This window comes from Sphingomonas sp. Leaf4 (assembly GCF_920939515.1).
GTDB lineage: Bacteria > Pseudomonadota > Alphaproteobacteria > Sphingomonadales > Sphingomonadaceae > Sphingomonas.
Map to the genome: position 1 here is coordinate 218097 of NZ_CAKLBB010000001.1, position 19690 is coordinate 237786.

General features: G+C 67.8%; 15 protein-coding genes. 5 read left to right on the top strand and 10 right to left on the bottom strand.

Going from position 1 to position 19690, the window contains the following annotated elements; translation table 11 throughout:
- Positions 1 to 5: 5 nt before the first annotated feature.
- Complete coding sequence (locus tag LRA89_RS00990; RefSeq protein WP_230635679.1) at positions 6 to 2636, top strand: glycoside hydrolase family 2 TIM barrel-domain containing protein; 2631 nt, start codon at positions 6 to 8, stop codon at positions 2634 to 2636.
- 29 nt (positions 2637 to 2665) lie between these two features.
- On the opposite strand, the gene LRA89_RS00995 is transcribed toward LRA89_RS00990, so the two are convergent.
- The 5 genes from LRA89_RS00995 to LRA89_RS01015 are packed head-to-tail and all read right to left on the bottom strand — an operon-like array spanning position 2666 to position 6393.
- Positions 2666 to 3022 carry an L-rhamnose mutarotase gene (locus LRA89_RS00995; RefSeq protein WP_230635681.1) on the bottom strand — a complete coding sequence of 119 codons (357 nt, stop codon included), beginning with the start codon at positions 3020 to 3022 and terminating at the stop codon, positions 2666 to 2668.
- Complete coding sequence (locus tag LRA89_RS01000) at positions 3019 to 3747, bottom strand: SDR family oxidoreductase (protein WP_230635683.1); 729 nt, start codon at positions 3745 to 3747, stop codon at positions 3019 to 3021. The genes LRA89_RS00995 and LRA89_RS01000 overlap by 4 nt, the downstream gene beginning before the upstream one ends.
- Before the next feature lie 16 nt (positions 3748 to 3763).
- The gene (locus LRA89_RS01005) at positions 3764 to 4771 is read right to left on the bottom strand and encodes an aldo/keto reductase (RefSeq protein ID WP_230635685.1); all 1008 of its coding nucleotides are present in this window, start codon (positions 4769 to 4771) and stop codon (positions 3764 to 3766) included.
- A gap of 44 nt (positions 4772 to 4815) precedes the next feature.
- The gene (locus tag LRA89_RS01010; protein WP_230635687.1) at positions 4816 to 5643 is read right to left on the bottom strand and encodes an amidohydrolase family protein; all 828 of its coding nucleotides are present in this window, start codon (positions 5641 to 5643) and stop codon (positions 4816 to 4818) included.
- A gap of 9 nt (positions 5644 to 5652) precedes the next feature.
- Positions 5653 to 6393 carry a FadR/GntR family transcriptional regulator gene (locus tag LRA89_RS01015; RefSeq protein ID WP_055757829.1) on the bottom strand — a complete coding sequence of 247 codons (741 nt, stop codon included), beginning with the start codon at positions 6391 to 6393 and terminating at the stop codon, positions 5653 to 5655.
- Between the two features lie 150 nt (positions 6394 to 6543).
- On the opposite strand from LRA89_RS01015, the gene LRA89_RS01020 reads away from it, so the two are divergent.
- The 3 genes from LRA89_RS01020 (at position 6544) to LRA89_RS01030 (ending at position 11797) form a co-directional block, all read left to right on the top strand.
- Positions 6544 to 7698: a mandelate racemase/muconate lactonizing enzyme family protein gene (locus tag LRA89_RS01020; protein WP_230635689.1), complete on the top strand. Its 1155-nt coding sequence runs from the start codon at positions 6544 to 6546 to the stop codon at positions 7696 to 7698.
- Positions 7695 to 8966, top strand: coding sequence for an MFS transporter (locus LRA89_RS01025; protein WP_230635691.1), 1272 nt, complete (start codon positions 7695 to 7697; stop codon positions 8964 to 8966). The genes LRA89_RS01020 and LRA89_RS01025 overlap by 4 nt, the downstream gene beginning before the upstream one ends.
- Before the next feature lie 80 nt (positions 8967 to 9046).
- Complete coding sequence (locus LRA89_RS01030) at positions 9047 to 11797, top strand: TonB-dependent receptor (protein ID WP_230635693.1); 2751 nt, start codon at positions 9047 to 9049, stop codon at positions 11795 to 11797.
- 44 nt (positions 11798 to 11841) lie between these two features.
- On the opposite strand, the gene LRA89_RS01035 is transcribed toward LRA89_RS01030, so the two are convergent.
- The gene (locus LRA89_RS01035) at positions 11842 to 13473 is read right to left on the bottom strand and encodes a rhamnogalacturonidase (RefSeq protein WP_230635695.1); all 1632 of its coding nucleotides are present in this window, start codon (positions 13471 to 13473) and stop codon (positions 11842 to 11844) included.
- A 101-nt stretch (positions 13474 to 13574) separates the two neighbouring features.
- Between LRA89_RS01035 and LRA89_RS01040 the strand changes: the two genes are divergently transcribed.
- Entirely contained in the window at positions 13575 to 15593 is a 2019-nt protein-coding gene (locus LRA89_RS01040) for a right-handed parallel beta-helix repeat-containing protein (RefSeq protein ID WP_230635697.1), read from the top strand.
- Between the two features lie 75 nt (positions 15594 to 15668).
- Here LRA89_RS01040 and LRA89_RS01045 read toward each other — a convergent pair whose 3' ends face one another.
- The 4 genes from LRA89_RS01045 to LRA89_RS01060 all read right to left on the bottom strand — a co-directional run bounded on the left by LRA89_RS01045 (position 15669) and on the right by LRA89_RS01060 (position 19679).
- A complete protein-coding gene (locus tag LRA89_RS01045) occupies positions 15669 to 16469 on the bottom strand; it encodes a kinase (protein ID WP_230635699.1) in 801 nt (266 codons plus the stop codon).
- A 161-nt stretch (positions 16470 to 16630) separates the two neighbouring features.
- Entirely contained in the window at positions 16631 to 17401 is a 771-nt protein-coding gene (locus LRA89_RS01050; protein WP_230635701.1) for an enoyl-CoA hydratase/isomerase family protein, read from the bottom strand.
- Positions 17398 to 18492: an extracellular solute-binding protein gene (locus tag LRA89_RS01055; RefSeq protein ID WP_230635703.1), complete on the bottom strand. Its 1095-nt coding sequence runs from the start codon at positions 18490 to 18492 to the stop codon at positions 17398 to 17400. The genes LRA89_RS01050 and LRA89_RS01055 overlap by 4 nt, the downstream gene beginning before the upstream one ends.
- Positions 18489 to 19679, bottom strand: a complete 1191-nt coding sequence (locus LRA89_RS01060; RefSeq protein ID WP_230635705.1) for a CaiB/BaiF CoA transferase family protein — start codon at positions 19677 to 19679, stop codon at positions 18489 to 18491. Before LRA89_RS01060 ends, LRA89_RS01055 begins: the two co-directional genes overlap by 4 nt.
- Positions 19680 to 19690 lie beyond the last annotated feature (11 nt).

The window sequence follows — 19690 nt, forward strand, 5'->3', positions numbered from 1 at the left end:
AGAAGATGATGCCGGGGCGGTGGTTGATGGTCGCGATGCTGCTGCTGATGGCGGGGCTGCCCGCTGCGGCGTTCGCGCGGACCGAGACGTCGCTGAGTGAGGGTTGGCGCTTTCACCTCGGCGACGTGCCGGGCGATGCGACCGCGCGCGATCACGACGATGCGGGCTGGGAGCGGGTGGCGGTGCCGCATACGTGGAACCGCGTCGGCAGCTATGCGCTCACCCGCCGCGCCGATGCGAACACGACGCGCGGCATCGGCTGGTATCGCCTGCGCTTCACGCCCCCGGCCGGAAGCGCGGGCAAGCGCGTCTATCTCCAGTTCGATGCCGCCAGTATCATCGCCGATGTCTGGCTCAACGGCCGCAAGCTGGGGCGGCACGAAGGCGCGTTCAGCCGTTTCCGCGTCGATGCGACCGATGCGCTGCGCCCGGGCGAGAACGTGCTTGCCGTCAAGGTCGACAATTCCAAGCCGGAGCAGGGCAGCACGACCGAGTTCATCGTGCCCATCTCGGGCGATTTCTTTATGTATGGCGGGCTGTATCGTCCGGTGTCGCTGATCGTAACCGATCCGGTGCATGTCGATCTGCTCGATCATGGCGGGCCGGGCGTCTATGGCAGCGTCGTGACGCTCGACGATGGCGCGGCGCGGGTGGCGGTGCGCACGCGCCTGCGCAACGACGGCCGGTCGGGCGCGGTGACGTTGCGGACTAGCATCGTCGATGCCGCCGGGCGAACGGTAGCCCGCGACGACCGACGGCTGCGGCTGGCGCGCGGCGCGGATAGCGAGCAGCGCGTGACGCTGACCGTCGCAAACCCGCGCCGCTGGAACGGCATCGCCGACCCCTATCTCTATCGCATGGTCGTCGAACTCGCCGGGCGGGGCGTGGTCGACCGGGTCGAACAGCCGCTGGGGCTGCGCACCGTCGCGGTCGATCCGAACCGGGGGTTCCTGCTGAACGGCACGCCGCTGCGGCTGCGCGGCGTCAACCGGCATCAGGACCGGCAGGAGAAGGGCTGGGCATTGAACGCCGCCGACCATGCGCAGGACATGGCGCTGATCGAGGAACTGGGCGCCAATTCGGTGCGGCTGGCGCATTACAACCATGCCACGCCGTTCTACGAACTGGCGGATCGCAACGGCATGGTGTTGTGGGCCGAACTGGGGCTGGTGAACCTCGCCTCGATCCCCGGCGTGGCCGACACGCCCCCGGCGATGAAGGCCAGCGCTGAGGCGCAGATGGTCGAGCTGATCCGGCAGAACTATAATCACCCTTCGGTCGGGGTCTGGTCGATCGGCAACGAAATCACCAACTGGGCATCGAAGGGCCTGACCCCGTCGAATGCGCGGCCGTTGATGCGTGCGTTGGACGCGGTGGCCAAGCGTGAGGACCCGTCGCGGCCGACCACCATCGCCGCCTGTTGCGAGGTGTTGCCCGGCGAAGCCGACGACGGTCGCGATCGCACCGCCGGCACCGCCGATACGGTCGCCTATAATCTCTATTACGGCTGGTATGGGTCGGGCCGGGTGGCGGATGCCGCGCGGCTGGGCGAGGTGATGCGCGGCTATCACCGCGAGAACCCGACGCTGCCGGTCGGTGTCGGCGAATATGGCGCGGGCGGCGCGATCACCCAGCACACCGACAATGTCGATGGCGGCAGGATCGAGAGCATCTACCGCCCGCAGGCCGAGGAAGTGCAGGCGGTCGTCCACGAACTGTCGTGGAAAGGACTGAAACCGCTCGACTTCCTGTGGGGCACCTGGGTCTGGCAGATGTTCGACGCCACCAGCGATCTGCGCGAGGAAGGCGACAGCACCGACATCAATACCAAGGGGCTGGTGACGTTCGACCGGGCGGTGAGGAAGGACGCCTACTGGTTCTACAAGGCGGCATGGAGCAAGGCCCCGGTGCTGTATCTGGCGGGGCGGCGCTATGTCGATCGCGCCTATCCGGTGGTCGAGATCCGCGCCTATTCCAACGCCGCGCGCGCCGATCTCACCGTCAACGGCCGCTCGATCGGCAGCGCGACGTGCGGTGACAGCGTGTGCCGGTGGCCGGACGTGCGGCTGTCGCTAGGCGAGAATGCGGTGGTCGCGACGGCGGGGGGACAGCGCGACGCCATGACGCTGCGCTACGGCGGCCCCGCGCGCGCGATCCATGTCCGTACCGGTACGCTGGAGGGGGTGACGCTGGCCGATGGCACCCGCTACGGATCGGACGATTTCTTCGCTGGCGGGCTGGGCCACACGCTCAACCCCTATCAGCGCGAACTCTATGCCGCCGATCAGACCCGCAAGGCACCCAAGGTCGTCGTCGGCGCGGCCGAGCCTCGGCTGTACGCCAGTTGGCGCGCGGGCAAGGCGTTCCGCTACGCGCTGCCGCTGCCCGACGGACGCTACCGCGTGACGCTGCACCTGTTCGATCCGGTCGAGACGGCACCGGGCAGGCGCGTGTTCACGGTCAAGGCCGGCGGTGGTGCGATCGAGCGGATCGACGTGGCGGCCCGCGCCGGGGGCGGGCTGCGGGCGACGACGGTGGTGCTGCCGGCCATATCGGTCGGCGGACGATTGTCGCTGGAGTTCACCGGGGTGGTGGGTGAGGCGATCGTCTCGGCGATCGACGTCGTCGCGCAGTAGGACCGGGGGGGCGCCGCCCCCCTTGTCCGTCAGTTCGCCGGGTGATCGCCCAGCGCGAAGATACGGTCCATCGGAAACCACGTACCATTAGGGCCGGCCGCCGGGATCGGCTGCTGGAAGCGCAGCATCTTTGCGACCCAGGCGACGACCGCCGGATCGGCGGCATCGGCGGCGGCCTTTGCCGCCGGATCGTAGCGTTCCTCCGCCTCGATCACCATGAACAGCCGGTTGCCCGCGCGCCAGATCTGCATGTCGGCGATGCCGGCGGCACGGATCGACCGCGTCACCGCCGGGTCGGTATTGCCGACCCGGTGCCAATGTTCATATTCGGCGATCAGCGCGGCATCGTCGACAAGGTCGAGCGCGAGGCAGATGCGCGTCGTCATGCGTTGGTCCAGCCGCCGTCGATCACCTGCGCGGTGCCGGTGGTGTAGGACGATGCGTCGCTGGCGAGATACAGCGCCAGTTCGGCGATCTCGCGCGCGGCGCCGATGCGGCCCATCGGTTGCCGCGCGACGAACTCGGCGCGCGCCTTGTCGGCGTCGCCGGTGGCGGCCAGCCGCTCGTCGAGCGACGGCGACTGCACCGTGCCGGGGCAGATCGCGTTGCAGCGGATGCCCTGTCCGACGAAATCCTGCGCGACCGATTTGGTGAGGCCGATCACCGCCGCCTTCGACGCGCCGTAGACGAAGCGGTTGGGCACCGCGATGATCGATCCCGCCACCGACGCCATGTTGACGATCGATCCGCTCCCTTGCGCGATCATCGCCGGCAGGAAGGCGCGGATCATGCGATAGGCCGAGCGGACGTTCAGATCGAACGAGACGTCGAAATCCGCCTCGTCGGTCGTCAGGATCGTGCCGGCATGGACGAACCCCGCGCAGTTGAACAGGATGTCGACCGCGCCCACCCGTTCGCCGAACGCGGCGATCGCCGCCGCGTCGCGCAGGTCGAGTGTCATCGTCTCGCACCCCGTCAGCGTGGCGAGCGCGTCGGCGTTGATGTCGGCGGCGATCACCCGCGCGCCTTCGGCGGCGAACAGTTCGGCGGCGGCGCGGCCGATGCCCTGGGCGGCGGCGGTGATGACGGCGGTCTTGCCTGCAAGGCGCATCGGATGGGGTCTTTCGTTACAGAGGAACGGGGGTGTCGGCCCGGATCAGGCCATGGTCCTTCAGGTCGCGCCACAGCGCGGGCGGGATCGCGATGTCGATCAGCGCGGCGGCCTGCGTCACCTGCTGCGGGCTGGCCATGCCGGGGATGACCGACACGACCTGAGCGTGCGCCAGCGGCAGTTGCAGCGCGGCGGCGGCCAGCGGCACGCCATGCGCCACGCACAGATCCTCGATCGCGCCGACACGCGCGATGATCTCAGGTGGGGCGGGCTGGTAATCGTAATGGACCTCGCCGCCGTGGCGCACGCCCTTGGCGAGAATGCCGGAATTATACGGACCGCCCAGCACCACCTTTACGTCGCGCGCCTCGCACAATGGCAGGAAGGTTTCGAGCGCGTCCTGTTCGAGCAGCGTGTAGCGCCCGGCGAGCAGCACCACGTCGATCTCGCCGACCGCCAGCACCTCCTCGCACACCCGCGTTTCGTTGACGCCCAGCCCGATCGCGCCCACCGCGCCACCGTCGCGCAGTTCGCGCAGCGCGCGGTATCCGCCCTCCATGAACTCGGCGAAGCGGCGGGGGTGATCGCTGCCATGCGCCATCGCACCCAGATCATGGACATAGAGGATGTCGATCCGGTCGCGCCGCAGCCGTATCCGGCTGTCATCATAGGATCGCATCACCGCGTCATAGCTGTAGTCGAACACGCTTTCGAACGGTTCGGGCGTCACGAACGCCTGACGCGCCACCGACAGGTCGGTGCCCGGCGCCACCGGATCGAGCCGCCGTCCGACCTTGGTCGAGACGATCGCCCGTGCTTGCGGATCGAGGTCGGCCAACGCATCGCCGACGCGCTTCTCGCTCAGGCCGAAGCCGTAATGCGGTGCGGTGTCGATGTAGCGCAGCCCGGCATCCCATGCGGTGCGCAGCGTCGCGGCGGCGTCGCCATCGGCGACCGCGCGATACAGATTGCCGATCGACGCCGCGCCGAACCCCAAAGGCCCCATCGTACCGAAATCGACCATGATGCGCTCCAACCGACGTTCCGTCCGCTAAAGAACATCATACGTCATACGTCAATGGCGTAAAACTCGCGTGCGGCTCCCTCGAACAGTCTTGCGAGCCGGTCGGGCGTGGTCGGGCCGATCAGGTCGATCGTCGCGGCGATCCAGTCGGCATAGCGGTCGCCGGCATGGCGCAGCACCGGCCAGTCGCTGCCCCACATCAGCCGGTCGCCGAAACACGCCACCAGATGTGACACATAGGGGCGAAGCGCGGCGTGAGGCTGTCCCGCCGCCTGTTCGGTGCGCAGACCCGACAGCTTGCACCACAGGTTCGGCAACGTCGAAAGCGCGGCGATGTCGGCGCGCCACGGGTCGAGTTCGCCCCGTGCCGCATATGGCTTCGCGCCATGGTCGATGACGATCGACAGCGCGGGCCAGCGCGTTGCGAACCGGTGAAGAATGGGCAGATGCCGTGGCTCGACCAGCGCGTCGAAGCGCAGGCCGTGCGCGATCATCGCCTCGATCGCGGGTGCGAGGTCGGCGCGCAACATCCATTCGGGGTCGGCGATCCCCTGCAACATCGGTCGCAACCCGCGCAGCCGGGGATCGCGGGCAAGGGTGGCGATCCGCTCCGGCGCATCCGCCGCCGACAGGTCGACCCAGCCGACGATGCCCCGGATCGAGCGATCGTCGAGGCTCAGCATCCAGTCGGTATCGCGATCGTCGGGCTGCGACTGCACCAGCACGCAGCCGGTCAGGGTCAGTCCCGTTGCCTCCGCATGCAGATCGGGGGGCAGGAAATCGCGGTGCAGCGCCGGCCAGTCGGCGTCAGGCCAACTCTGCCCCGGACCGCCGATCCGCCAGAAATGGACATGCGAGTCGAAGATGCGCATTACGACCTCTTAGCGGCGCGGCTTGCGCGCGGCACGGCGGCGGGCCCACGACGTTTCGATATGATCGCGCATCGCCCGCGATGCCCCCTCGGCATCGCCGCGCACGATCGCGTCATAGATCGCCTCATGCGCGGCATGGGTTTCGCGGACATGCTCGACGTTGAGCTTGCCGCTATAGCCATGGTTGCGCAGCGCCTCGGCCTGCACGCCGTCGATCACCGCCTTGCTCAGCTTGTCGCCCGAAATCCGCATCACGATGTCGTGGAACGCCACATCCTCATGCACATAGGCGGCGGGGTGCGGGATCAGCCGTTCCAGCTTGGCCATCTGTCCGGTCAGTTCCTCGATCGCCTCGGGCGTGCGGCGGGCGGCGGCCTTGGCGGCCATCGCTCCTTCGAGCAGCGAGCGGATCTCCGACAGATTGTCGAGATAGGCCAGCCCGTCCTCCCGCTGGAACAACGCGCCGAGAATCATCGGGTCGAGCATGCCCCACGCGCCGGAATCGCGGACGATCGTGCCGCGACCCTGTTGCGATACCACCAGCCCCTTTTCGGTCAGCGCCATCGTCGCTTCGCGGATCACCGTGCGGCTGACGCCGTACATCTCGCCCAGCATCCCCTCGGGCGGCAGCGCGGTGCCGGCCGGATAGGTTTCGGTCACGATCGCCTTCACCAGATCCTCGACCACCGCTTCGGCAAGACGGGGGCGACGGCGGATACGCAGCGATTCCGCAGGCAGGATGTCGGTCATGGGTGTCGCGTCTCGTTGCACAATGGAGTGGACAGGATGGCACAGGTGGCCCGGCCGGCACGGCTTCGTCAACGCCTTGCCAAGCTCAAAGATAATACGTAATATGTTTGTCTGCCACAGGTCGGTCTGTCGGCTTGGGGGAGGGCGTGGATGAAAGTAACTGGCTATCGCAGCCTTGTCACTTCGCATGATTGGGGACGCCCGGTCGGCGATGTGAACGGCGTGGTCGCATCCGGCGTCACCGACGTGCCGATCCTGATCCTCGAAACCGATGGCGGGCTGGAGGGGGTGGGGCTGGGCCAGCATGCCGACATCGCCCGCGTGTTCGGCGCGGTGGAGGGGCAGGACCCGCGCGCCGCGCCCGCGCTGTACGACAGCATGCTTTCGCACGTGTTCAAGAGCGGCCATGCCGGGCTGACCTATGGCGCGGTCGCCGCGATCGACATGGCGTTGTGGGACCTGAAGGCGAAGATGGCGGACGAGCCGCTGTGGCGCACGCTGGGTGCCGCCGACCGGTTCGTGCGCGGCTATGCCTCGGGGCTGTGCTATGGGCTGGACGACGACGGGTTCGCCGCGCTGTACGCGCGCTTCGCCGAACGCGGGTTCAGCGCCGCCAAGATCAAGGGCGGCCGCGACCTCGCGCGCGATATTCGCCGGTTGAAGCACGTCCGCACGATCATGGCCGGCAACAGCGTCGCGCCCGCGCTGATGCTCGATGTCAACGAAAGCTGGAACTGCAAGCAGGCGGTCCGCCATCTGGCCGAGATCGAGGCGGCCGGCATCGACCTGACGTGGATCGAGGAACCGGTCCGCCGCTGGGACACGCACGGGCTGGCCGCGGTGTCGCGCGCGGCGCGCTGCGCGGTGGCGACCGGCGAGAATCTGACCGGGCTGGAACAGTTCGCGCCGCTGCTCGATGCGCGCGCGGTCGATGTGGTGCAGGCGGGCAGCGTGTGGGGGATCACCCATTTCCAGCGCGTCGCCATCGCCGCGCATGTCCGCGACCTGCCGGTGTCGCCGGTCGGCTATGACGGCAACCCCATCGCGCATGCGGCGGCGGCGGTGCCGAACATGATCGGGATCGAGGTGCAGGACCTGCAATGGCCCGCCGGCCTCGACATCGATCAGGACATCGCCGACGGCGGCATCGTGCTGGGCGACCGGCCCGGCCTCGGCATCGTCGTCGACGAGGCACGGATCGCGCGCGACCGGGCGGATGGGAGCTGGAGCGCCAACGGTGGCCCGCACCGCCGCCCGCGCGAGGCCGGACTGCGGCTGGTTCCCGATACGGAGATGGTTCGTTGACCTTGCCGGTCGCGCCGTCGGCCCCGCCGCCACCTGCCTATGTCACCGGCGGTGCGCGACGCCGGTTACAGCTTTCGCTGATGGTCAATTTCTTCCTGTTGATGGCGCTGTACAGCGGCGTCCTCGGCGTGCTGCTGCCCAACCAGATCGCGGAATTGGACGCGGGGAACAAGGCGAACAACCTCGCGCTGCTGTTCGCCGTCACCTCGATCTTCTCGACGCTGGCCACGCCGATCGCGGGCGCGCTGTCCGACCGGACGCGCAGCCGCTGGGGCCGGCGCGCGCCGTGGATCGCGATCGGATCGCTGTTCGGATCGCTGGCGCTGTTCGGCGTGTCGCTGATGACCAGCTTCTGGTCGCTGATCGTGCTGTGGGTGATGGCTGCCGTCGCCTATAATGCGATGCAGCCGGCGATGACGACGCTGATCGCCGACCGCTTCGCTCCCGAAGGGCGCGGCAACGTGTCGGGCATCGTCGGCGCAGGGATGACCGCGGGACTGACCGCCGGCACGGTCGTCGCGGGCTATCTCGCGGGGCAGGCGGTGCTGGCCTACGGCCTGTTCGCCGCCGCCGTGGCGGTATCCGGGCTGGCGTTCGTCCTGCTCAATCGCGAACCGTCGAGCGCGCGCGCGCCGCATCGCCCGATCCGCTGGGGCGAGTTCGTGCGCGGCTTCTGGATCAGCCCCGCCAAACACCCCGACTTTGCCTGGGCCTTCCTCAGCCGGTTCACGATCTACATGGGGTATCAGGGGGTCGCGGCCTATCTGCTCTATATCCTGCGCGACTATATCCGGCTGGGCGATGGTGAATCGAACATCGCCATCGCCAACATGGCGATCGTCACGCTGGTCTGTCTGGTCGCGTCGTCGCTGCTGTCGGGGTGGCTGTCGGACCGGATGCAGCGGCGCAAGCCGTTCGTGATCCTCGGCAGTCTCATCATGGGCTGCGCGATGGTCGCCCCGCTGGCCCTGCCGTCGATGACCGGCATGTGGATCTACGCCGCCGTCATCGGGGTCGGCTACGGCATGTTCATGTCGATCGACATCGCGCTGATGACACAGGTGCTGCCGCAAAGCGCGCTGGGCGACGAGGGGCGCGACCTCGGCGTGCTGACCACCGCCGTCAACATTCCGCAGATCATCAGCCCGGTGATGGCCGCCACGCTGCTCGGGCTGACCGGCGGCGATTACCGCACCATCTTCATCGCCGCGATCCTGTTCGTGTTCGGATCGGCATTGTGCGTCCTCCCCATCAAGTCGGTCCGCTAAAGGTAATACGTATTATCATCATTTGACACTGATGCTATTTCGTGGTCAAAGCGGGCAAAGAAAAAAGGGAGAGGGTTATCATGGCGTTATCGGCCCGTCGTTTGCGTACCTGCCTGTTGGCGGCTCCTGCGCTCAGCGCGCTCGTTCTGGGCGGCACCGCCGCTGCGCAGACCGTCGATCCGGTGCCCGTCACCAGCCCCGCCGGTGATGGCGAAACCAGCCAGCCCGAGGACATCGTCGTCACCGGCATCCGCGCCGCCGAACGTGCCGCGATCGACATCAAGCGCAATTCGGTGGGCGTGGTCGATTCGATCGTCGCCGAAGACTTGGGCAAGCTGCCCGACAACAATGTCGCCGAATCGCTCCAGCGCGTCAGCGGCGTCACGATCGAGCGCAATCGCGGCGAAGGGCGGTTCGTCACCGTCCGCGGCTTTGGGCCGAAGTTCAACGCCGTCACCGTCAACGGCCGCACACTCGCCACCGACAACAACGGCCGCGAATTCTCGTTCGACGTGCTGCCGTCCGAGATCATCTCGGGCGCCGACGTCTACAAATCGCCGCAGGCCAACATCAACGGCGCCTCGATCGGCGCGACGGTCGACGTCCGCACGCTGCGCCCGCTGGACGGCAAGCGCGGCTTCAAGTTCGCCGGATCGGCCGGCGGCATGTATTCGGAACTGGCCGACACCTATAATCCCGAAGTGTCGGCGGTCGGCAGTTGGAAGAACGATGCCGGCACCTTTGGCGTGGCGCTGGCGGGCGTCTATTCCAAGCAGGAAAACCGGATCGACGAATTCACGATCGGCGCGGGCCATGTCCGCCGCTCCAGCACCGATTCCTATTATAATCTGGCGGGGGTGCGCGGTGGCCGGATCGGCGCGGGAGTCGCACCTTTCTCGCGGGTGTCGATGCCCTCGAACCTATCGCCATTCTTTTTCGAACGCGAGCTGACCCGCTGGGGCGTCAACGCATCGGTGCAGATGCGGCCGAGCGACAAGTTCACGGTCACGATCGACGGCCTGTATTCCAAGGCACGGTTCGTCGAGCAGCAGACCGGCCTCGCCTATGACTTCGCCGGTGGCATCCTTGCCGAACAGGTGGTCGAAGGCGGCGAGGCGGTGTTCCAGCGCTATACCGGCGGCTTCGTCGACCAGATCATCCAGTATGACGACCGCGACGTGACCACCGACCAGTTCGGCATCAACGTCGACTGGAAGCCGACCGACGCCCTGCGCGTCCGGCTCGACGGGTCGCTGTCCGACGCGCGCCGCCGGGGCAAGGAGAACAATCTGTTCACCACCATCCGGCGCAAGAACGTCAACCTGTCGTTCGACCGGCGCGGCGGCAGCCCGATCTATCAATATGCGTTCAGCAGCCCGACCTATGCCAATGCCGCGACCAATCCGCAGGGGATCACCGCGCATTATTACATCTGGGGCGGCGGGTCCGACATCGACGACGAGATCGAGGAATATCGCGCCGACGTCGACTGGAAGCCGGGTAACGGGCCGTTCACGCTGTCGGTCGGCGCATTGGCGCAGAGCCGGATCAAGACGATCACCGCCGACGAAACCTCGTTCGCCGAACAATGCGCCTATTGCGACTCCAACCGCGTGCTGCCGCAATCGCTGTTCCAGCCGACGAACCGCGATTTCTTCAAGGGCGAGGGCGGCGACATCATCCGCGACTGGCTGATCTACAACCCGCGCGAGCTGGTGCAGACGATCGACCGGTTCGCCGCCGAGGATGGCCGCACGTTCAACCCGGCGGTCTTCTCCCCCGCCGCGTCGTCGGTGGTCGATGAGAAGGTGCGCATTGGCTATGTCATGGGGGCGCTCGACACGCGGATCGGCGACATGCCGCTCGCGATCAACGTCGGGCTGCGCTACGAGAATACCGATTATACCTCGACCGGCGCGTCGCGCACCGTGTTGAGCGCGCGGCCCAATGGCGCGGGACAGAACATCATCACCGTGTCGCCGGTCGTCCCGGTCGGCTTCCGCGGGAAATACGACGACTGGCTGCCGTCGATCAACGCCCGCCTGTCGCTGACCGAACGGCTGCTGCTGCGCTTCGCGGCGTCTAAGGTCATCACCCGCCCGACGCTGTCCGACCTGTCGCCGCGCCAGACGATCCAGACGAACCCGGGCAACGAGACGATCCGGCGCGGCAATCCCGACCTGCAACCGTTCCGCGCCAAGCAGGCCGAACTGGGCGCGGAATGGTATTTCGCCCCCAATTCGCTGCTGAACGCCGCCGTGTTCTACAAGGACATCGAATCGTTCGTGACGCTGGTGACGACGGCGCAGGTGGTCGACCAGGTATCGTTTCAGGTGACGGTGCCGGGCAATGGCAACGGCGCCAAGGTCAAGGGGTTCGAGGTCGGCTATCGCCAGTCGTTCGACAACTGGCTGCCGGCACCGTTCGACGGACTGGGCGTGCAGACGAGCTTCAACTATACCGAGTCCGACGCGAACTATACCAACACCGTCGCCAACGTGTCGTTCGGGCTGGAGGGGCTGTCCAAATATTCGTACAGCCTCGTTGGCTTCTACGAGAAATACGGCATTTCCGCGCGGGCGGCGTACACCTATCGCGACAATTTCCTTCAGGTCGCCTCGGGCCGCAACGGCGAGCCGGAGTATTTCGATGCCTATGGCCAACTCGACCTCAGCCTGTCCTATGACGTCGGATCGCACTTCACGGTGTTCGCCGATGCGATCAACCTGAACAGCGCCAAGGAATTCATCTATTCGGTGAGCGAGAACCGCACGAAGGAATATCGCCAGACCGGCCGCCGCGTTTCGGCGGGTGTGCGGGTGCGCTTCTGATCCGTATCCCCGTCCCGGCCGGTGCCGGGACGGGGATGGGTTGCTCAGGATCGATCGTCGAACGTCATGCTGTCGCCCAGCGCGACGTTCCGGCTGTCGAGGGCGTTGACCACGGCATCGCGCCGCATCGGCGAAGCGATGCCGTCGATATTCGCCCCTGCCACCTGACGCAGCGCGATCACCGGGCGCTGGTCGGGCAGGTCGGTGCGCAGCGTGATCTCGCGGATCGTCAGCCGCCGGGCATGGCGGGCATAGAGGCCGGCGGCGGGCAGGGTGCCGAGATAGCTGACCTCAAGGCTGGTTTCGCGACGATAGGGCGGGATTCGCCGGGCGTCCTCGGCGCTGCCGCCGCCGCGGGTGGCGATGTCCAGCCCGCTAAACGTCACGTCCTCGACCGGGGCGTCGGCGATCCCCTCGACGCCGCAGGCGAAGCGCGGGTCCGCCCCCGCGATGGCAATATCCTCGAACCGGATGCGGCGGACGCGGCCGATCGGGGTGCCGCGCGGGCCCCGCATCCGCGCCGCGTGATGGACGAACAGCGGGTGGTTGACCGGATCGCGCAGGACGATGCCCGATACCGTCACATCCTCCAGCGTCCCGCCATCGACGATGCCCATCAATATTCCCCGGCTGTTGGTGCAGATACAGTCGCTGATCCGCACGCCGTGAAAGCCGCCATTGCTCTCGGTCCCCAGCTTGATCCGCCCCAGCACGCCGAGGCCATCGGGCGATCGATAGTCGGAGCGGCGATAGCTGCCGTCGAGCAGCGACCCCATCGCATGGCCGCTGGTCTTGCAGCCCGAGATCAGAATATCCTCGCACGGCACCGCCCGGCCCAGCGCGTAACTGCTCTTGAGGACGATCGCGTCGTCCTTGGGTGCATTCACCGTGCAGTTCAGGATGCGCACGTCGCGGCAGGCATCGATGTCGATGCCGTCGCGGTCGGTATCGATCACCAGCCCGGTGATCTGCATATTGGTGCAGCCGTGCGCGATGACCGCGAAATGCCCGCCCTGAAGGATGGTGAACCCGTCGAGGCGGACGCCGTGGCAGCGCATCAGGCCGATCGCCTTGTTCGCGCGGCCGACCGCATGGCGTTCCGCCGGGTCGCGTAGTGCCAGGTCGCGCGGCGACACGCCGAGGGCGGCGGCCGAGCGGAACCCGGCGCGGCCGTGCCAGCGGTCGCCGGGGCCTTCCCGGTCCAGTCCCGGTCCGTGGATCATGCCGGGGCCGAGGATCGCGACGTTGCGCAGCCCGTCGCCCCGGATCAGGCTGTTGTGGACATGGGTGATGCCGAAATCCTGAAACTGTTCCTCCAGATAATTTTCGGGCGGGTCGTAGTGCGCGCCATGGACGGCGGGATCGGCGGCGACGATCGTCGCGCCCGCCGACAGGACCAGCGCGATATTGTCGCGCAGCCGCAGCGTGAAGCACAGATAGCGTCCGGCGGGCACCACGACGGTCCCGCCGCCGCGCCGCGCGGCGGCGGCGATCGCGCGGTTGATCGCCGGGCTGTCGATCGTGGTGCCGTTGCCGCGCGCGCCATGGCGGCGGACGTCCTCGACCACGCCGGCGGCGACCGCCTGCGCCTGATCGGCAAGACCGGCGGCCAGCAGCGTCGCACAGGCGGCGGACAGGACGAACCGGCGGTCGACAGTGGCGGGGGATGGGATCACTGAAACTTCTCCGCGTAAAACACAGTCTTGCAACCTGTCTAAACATAAGACATCATATGTATAGAGGTGGGAAGCAACGCTGCCTTTCAGGAGCAGGAACGATGAACGCTGGTGCCCCCCGACCGCGCCGCCGTACGGCGGCATGCGTCACGCTGGCGCTCACGGGCCTGCTGGCGGGCGGCAGCGCGCTGGCGCAGGCGGTGATCCATGTCGCGCCCGACGGCAACGACCGCGCGAGCGGCAGCGCGACCCGCCCGGTGCGGTCGCTCGACCGCGCGCAGGCGCTGGTCCGCGCCGCCAGCGCCGGTGGCGACGTGACGGTCGTGCTCGCCGACGGGACCTATCTGCTTGACCAGCCGCTGCGCTTCACCGCCGCCGATGGCGGGCGGGCGGGGCACCGGGTCGAATGGCGTGCGGCGGACGGCGCGCGGCCGGTGCTGTCGGGCGGCATGGCGGTGCGCGGGTTTCGCCTGCACGATGCCGAGCGCCGCATCTGGGTCGCCGATGTGCCCAAGGGGCTGGATGCGCGCCAGCTATGGGTCGACGATCAGCTCGCCGAGCGGCCGTGGATCGAGATCAAGGCGCGCGACGTGGCGTTCTCGGCGACCGGATTCGACATCGTCAGCCCCGATCTGGCCTATGTCGCCGCCGTGAAGCGGCCCGATCGGATGGAAGTGGAGGCGACCGGCTTCTTCACCGACCGCTATTCGCCGGTGCAGTCGATCGCCGGGCGTCGCGTGACGATGCAACAGCCGGCGTGGGACAATAATAGCTGGGGCTATGACACGATCACCCAGCCGATCTTTCCGGCGGATTCGCGCCTGTTCCTCGTCAACGCGCTGGAATTCATCGGCAAGGCCAACGACTGGCATGCCAAGCCCTATCAATGGTTTCTCGATCCGCAGGCGGGCAAGCTGTACCTGCGGATCGCGCAGGACGATGACATCGCCCGGTTGAAGGTCGTGCTGCCCCGGCTCGAAGCGCTGGTGTCGATCGCCGGTACGCCCGCCGCGCCGGTCGAACGGCTGGGGTTCAGGGGCCTGCGCTTTTCGTACACGAGCTGGATGGGGCCGTCGCGCGCCACCGGCTATGCCAATCAGCAGAGCGGGGCGTTCCTGTCCGACCTGTCGCCGATCCGGCCGAAGGATGCGTGGCAAAGCTGCGGCTGGGGCTGCGTCGAATTCGAATCGATGCGGCAGAAATGGCACCAGATGCCCGCCGCCGTACAGGTCGCCGCCGCGCGCGACGTGAGTTTCGAGGGCAATCGCTTCACCCAGATCGGCCAGGTCGCGCTGGGCATCGGCAACGATGCCACCGCGAACCTGAGCGGCACCGGCCTCGCCACCGCGCGTATCCGGGTGGCGCGCAACCATTTCGCGGTCGTGTCGGGCAGCGCGATCATGGCCGGCGGGGTGCGCGTCGACGCGCATCATCCCGGCGACCCCGCGCTCATCAACCGCGATCTGGTGATCGAGGACAATGTCGTCGCCTCGGTCAGCCAGGATTACAAGGATAATGCCGCGATCCTGACGACCTATGTCAGCGGCGCGCGCATCGCCCACAACGACGTCAGCGACGCGCCGTACGACGGCATCGCGGTCGGCTGGGGCTGGGGCTATAACGACGTCGGTGGCAACCCGAACTACGACGAGAACCAGAAGGGCTATGTTCACAACGTCCGCTATGCGACGCCGACGACGCTGCGCGACACGCTGGTCGAGAACAACCGCATCCATGGTGTGAAGACATGGTTCATGGATGGCGGCGCGATCTACAATCTGTCGGCCAACCCGAACGCGATCGTGCGCGGCAACCACATCTTCGACATCGCCGGCAAGATCGCGATCTATCTCGACGAAGGCAGCAAGCATTTCGCCGTGACCGGCAACGTCGTCGAGACGCGCGGCAAATGGTTGAACATCAACACCGCCGGCAAGATGTTCCGGCGGCGCATCTCGACCGACAATCTCGCGACCGGCAACTGGCATACTTCCAGCACGACCGGCGGCCGCTGGCTGAGCGAGATCGGCAATGTCGCGCGCGACAACATCCTCGTGCCCGACAGCGACTGGCCGGCCGAAGCGCAGGCGGTGATCGCCCGTGCCGGGGTGCGGCGCTGATAATTCCGACGTAACCGGCTCCCCCCGGTTTCCCCTCGGCCGCCGCGTGCCTCACCGGCCCGGCGGCCGTTTTTTTTACCCCGACAATCCACGTTGTCGGTCGAGCGGCAGGACGAGGTCGGCCCGCGCCGGCATCTCGTGCAGGATCCAGCGCGTGAGCCGTTCGTAATGCGCAACGAACCGCGCGACGCCCGCGCGGTCCGTCAGCCCATCCGTGGGGCGGCCTTGCGCGATCAGCCGGCGGCGCAGTGTTTCCTCCTGTTCGGCGCGCCAGTCCGCCACGATCTCGAACCCCGGCGCGGCGAGCAGCACCAGCCGGTCGATCCGCGCGAACAACGCGGCATAGTCGTGCGCCAGTGCCGCATCGACCGCGTGGCGCCAGCAACCCTGCGGGTCCTCGTCGCGCTCCAGCGTGTTGACCGGTTCGGCCAGCGCAGCCGACCCTTGCGGTCGCGCGCCGACGCACCACCCCTCGAAGATCAGCAGGTCGAGCTTCGCCGGTGCTATCGGCCAGCATTCCGCCGGTTCGGGTTCGTCGCGCGCCTTGTCGAACCGGGGCAGGGGTACGCTGTGTCCGGCGCGGATCGCGTCGATCACCGCGATGCCGTGCGCGACGTCATGCGTCAGCGGCACCCCGCGCGTGCGCAGCAGCGGATGGATGGTGCGGGCGAGCGCGGCGCGCGCCTCGCCGCCCAGATACAGGTCGTCCAGCGACAGGATGGCGACGCGCCAGCCGTCCGCCGCCAGCCGCCCGGCCAGCGCGGCGGCCAGCGTCGACTTGCCCGATCCCTGCGCGCCGCACAGGCCGAGGACCAGCGGCTCGCGCGCGCGCCAGTCGCGAACCCTGGCTTCCAGCCGTTCGAGTGATCCGGTCATCGCGTGGAGCCTATTTGAAAATTCGCGGTAGAGCGAATTTCGAGGCGTTGCCGGCCCGCTCCCCCGCCCATCCACCCACAGCGTATCCTGATTGGGTGGACGGGCGGGAGAGCGGGCCGGCAACGCAAAATGCGTTCCGACACATTTTCAAACCAGCCCTCTCAGCGTCGCCGGAACTCGGGGGCGCGCCGTTCGGCGAAGGCGGCGCGGCCTTCGCGTGCGTCGTCGGTCGCGAAACAGATCGCCTGGAGGTCGCGTTCATATTCGATCGCCTTGTCCCACGGCATGGAGAAGGCGGCGCGCAGGTTCAGCTTGGCGGTTTCGGCGGCGATCGGCGCGCGTGATGCGATGACGCCCGCGATCTCACAGGCGCGTGCCATCAGACGGTCGGGGGCGACGACCTCGCTCACCAGCCCCCATGCCAGCGCGCGATCGGCATCGATCATGTCGCCGGTCAGCAGCAGCATCGCCGCGTTCGACGGCCCGGCGGCATAGGCGAGCCCCGCCGCCATGCCGCCCCCGCCGATCCAGCCTAGCTTGATCTCGGGCGCGGCGAAGCGGGCGTTGGTCGATGCGATGCGGATGTCGCACGCCATCGCGGTTTCCAGCCCGCCGCCAAGCGCATAGCCGTTGACCGCCGCGATCGCCGGCTTGCGACAGGCGCGCAGCGCGTCGCAATAATCGGCGCGGTTGCGGAAATCCCATGGTGTCGCATAGCCATCCAGCGTGGTGATGTCCGATCCCGCGCTGAACGCCTTTTCGCCCGCCCCCGTCACCACCACCGCACGCACCGCGTCGGACCGGTTGCACTCGCCGACCGCCGCGACCAGCGCGTCGGCCATCGCCGGGGTCATCGCGTTCAGCTTGTGCGGCCGGTCGATCACGATCGTCGCGATACGATCGGCGATGGTGAAGCGCAGCTCGTCGGTCATGTTTCCGCTCCGGGCAGATGGTATCGGGAATAGGCTGCATCGACCGTGTCGAGGACCGCGTCGGCCGTCTGATCGCGCAGTAACCCGTCGCGGATCGCCGCCGATGCCGCCGTTTGGAACGCGATGGCATGATCGTGGCGCGGACGGATCAGCGCCGCCTCGATCGTCGCGCGGGTCGCGCCATAGAATCCGCGCGCGGCGGCATCGACCGCCGGATCGTTCCATGCCGACCGGAGCGACGGCTGCCCGTCATGCGCCGGAATGAAGCCGCGTTGCGCATCGTCGGACAGCAACCAGCGCAGATGGTCGAGCAGCTCGGGCGTGATCTGCGCACGGCGCGACACGGCGATGCCGGTGCCGCCCAGCGTCGATCCGATGCGCTTGGCCGTCGGCGCGTCGGCATAGCGGAGCTGCCCGGCGGCGGCATAGTTCACATAGCCGTAGATCAGCGGACACAGCGCCGGACCGTCGCCCGCCACCATCGCTTCGAGCAGCGCGATCGGGTTCATCGCCGCCGCCGCGCGAGTCGTATCGCCGGTCAGCCGCGCCATCAGCGCCCATGCCTCGCGGGCGAGCGCGCGGTCGACGAACCGGTCGCCCGGCCGCGCCGGCACATCGGCCAGCGCGCCGCAGATCGACTGGAACGTCAGCGCGGCATGCGGTCCGGCCAGCGACAGCGCCACCGGGACCCGTTCGGCCAGCGCGACCACCGCCGGCCAGGTCGCCGGCACCGGTTCGGCCAGATCGCGGCGGATCGCCATCACCTGCGTCGCGGCATCGAGCGGCAGCGCCCAGTGCCGCCCGGCATAGCGATAGCTGGCCAGCGACGGCCCGATCGCCGCCCGCCCCCATGCCGCCAGTTCGTCGGCGGCGAACAGCGATTCCAGCGGGATCAGGCACTCCGCCGCCACCGCCTCGCCGACATGCGGATGGTCGAGCACCACCAGATCATACGCTGCGCATTGCTCGGCGATCGAGCGCGACTCGAACCCCTCCAGCGGGTGCTTGTGCCATGCGATCAGTGTGCCGCCCGCCGCCGCCAGCGCGTTGTAGCCGCGCGGATGATCCCACGTCAGGCCGCGAAAGCTCATGCGTGCTGCCGCACGACGCCGGATTCGATCAGCCGGTCGATCGCCGCGCCATCCAGCCCCAGCTCGCCCAGCACCTCGCGGCTGTGCTCGCCCACCAGCGGCGCGCCGCGTGCGATCGTGGAGGGGGTTTTCGAAAAGCGGATCGGGAAGCCCGGCGTCTTGACCCGCCCTTCGGTCGGGTGGTCATATTCGACGAAGGTGCCGTTGTGGCGGATCTGCGGATCGTCGACCAGATCGGCATAGCCATAGACCGGCCCCGCCCAAATATCGACCGCGCGGAACCGTTCGAGCCACTCAGCACTGGTCGCCGACGGCAGTGCCGCCTTCACCCGCGCGAAGATCGCGTCGCGGTGCGTCCAGCTATCGCGTTCGTCGTCGAGGTCGGCGAAGAACGGATCGCCGAGCAACGCGCCCAGTTTTTTGAGCGGGGCCATCGCCAGCGTGACATAGCCGTCGCTGGTCGCGAACACGCCGTACGGTGCGCGGATATAGCTGTGGGCATGCGCTTCGGCCGAGCGGGTCTGCGGCTTGTTGCCGATGGTGAAGACCGACAGTTCCTGCATCTGGATGGTGGTGATCGCGTCGAGCATGTTGATCTGCACCAACTGTCCCTCGCCGGTGCGCTCGCGGTGGAACAGCGCGGCCAGCGCGCCCTCGAACGCCGAATAGGCGGTGACCGCGTCGACCAGATATTGCCCGGCGGGGGTCGGCGGCTCGCCCTCCGCCCCGGCCGACAGCATTGCGCCCGACATGCCCTGCAACAACAGGTCCTGCCCCGGATAGCTGCGATACGGCCCGTCCTCGCCATAGCCCGACATCGAGACATAGATCAGGCGCGGGTTGATCGCCGACAGTGTGGCGTAATCCACCCCCAGCCGTTCGGCGACGCCGGGGCGATAGTTCTGGAGGAACACGTCGGCGGTCTTGACCATTTCGAGCAGCAGCGCCTTGCCCTCCGCCGCCTTCAGGTCGACCGCGAACGAGCGCTTGTTGCGGTTGAGCGACAGGAACGACACGTTGATGAGGTTGCCGGTCGCCCCGCCGGCCGAGGCATGGCGCTGCCATTCGCCCGAGGTCGGTTCGACCTTCACCACATCGGCACCCAGATCGCCCAGCCGCTGCGCCGCGAACGGCCCGGCCATCGCGATCGAACAGTCGAGCACGCGGATGCCCTTCAGGATAGTCATAGGATCGGTCC

Bases quoted from the DNA above. Each gene is read 5' to 3' on its own strand.
- LRA89_RS00990 (WP_230635679.1), top strand. From the start codon at position 6: ATGATGCCGGGGCGGTGGTTGATGGTCGCGATGCTGCTGCTGATGGCG.
- LRA89_RS01010 (WP_230635687.1), bottom strand. From the start codon at position 5,643: ATGCGCATCTTCGACTCGCATGTCCATTTCTGGCGGATCGGCGGTCCG.
- LRA89_RS01045 (WP_230635699.1), bottom strand. From the start codon at position 16,469: ATGACCGGATCACTCGAACGGCTGGAAGCCAGGGTTCGCGACTGGCGC.
- LRA89_RS01015 (WP_055757829.1), bottom strand. From the start codon at position 6,393: ATGACCGACATCCTGCCTGCGGAATCGCTGCGTATCCGCCGTCGCCCC.
- LRA89_RS01030 (WP_230635693.1), top strand. From the start codon at position 9,047: ATGGCGTTATCGGCCCGTCGTTTGCGTACCTGCCTGTTGGCGGCTCCT.
- LRA89_RS01040 (WP_230635697.1), top strand. From the start codon at position 13,575: ATGAACGCTGGTGCCCCCCGACCGCGCCGCCGTACGGCGGCATGCGTC.
- LRA89_RS01060 (WP_230635705.1), bottom strand. From the start codon at position 19,679: ATGACTATCCTGAAGGGCATCCGCGTGCTCGACTGTTCGATCGCGATG.
- LRA89_RS01005 (WP_230635685.1), bottom strand. From the start codon at position 4,771: ATGGTCGATTTCGGTACGATGGGGCCTTTGGGGTTCGGCGCGGCGTCG.
- LRA89_RS01055 (WP_230635703.1), bottom strand. From the start codon at position 18,492: ATGAGCTTTCGCGGCCTGACGTGGGATCATCCGCGCGGCTACAACGCG.
- LRA89_RS01000 (WP_230635683.1), bottom strand. From the start codon at position 3,747: ATGCGCCTTGCAGGCAAGACCGCCGTCATCACCGCCGCCGCCCAGGGC.
- LRA89_RS01050 (WP_230635701.1), bottom strand. From the start codon at position 17,401: ATGACCGACGAGCTGCGCTTCACCATCGCCGATCGTATCGCGACGATC.
- LRA89_RS00995 (WP_230635681.1), bottom strand. From the start codon at position 3,022: ATGACGACGCGCATCTGCCTCGCGCTCGACCTTGTCGACGATGCCGCG.
- LRA89_RS01020 (WP_230635689.1), top strand. From the start codon at position 6,544: ATGAAAGTAACTGGCTATCGCAGCCTTGTCACTTCGCATGATTGGGGA.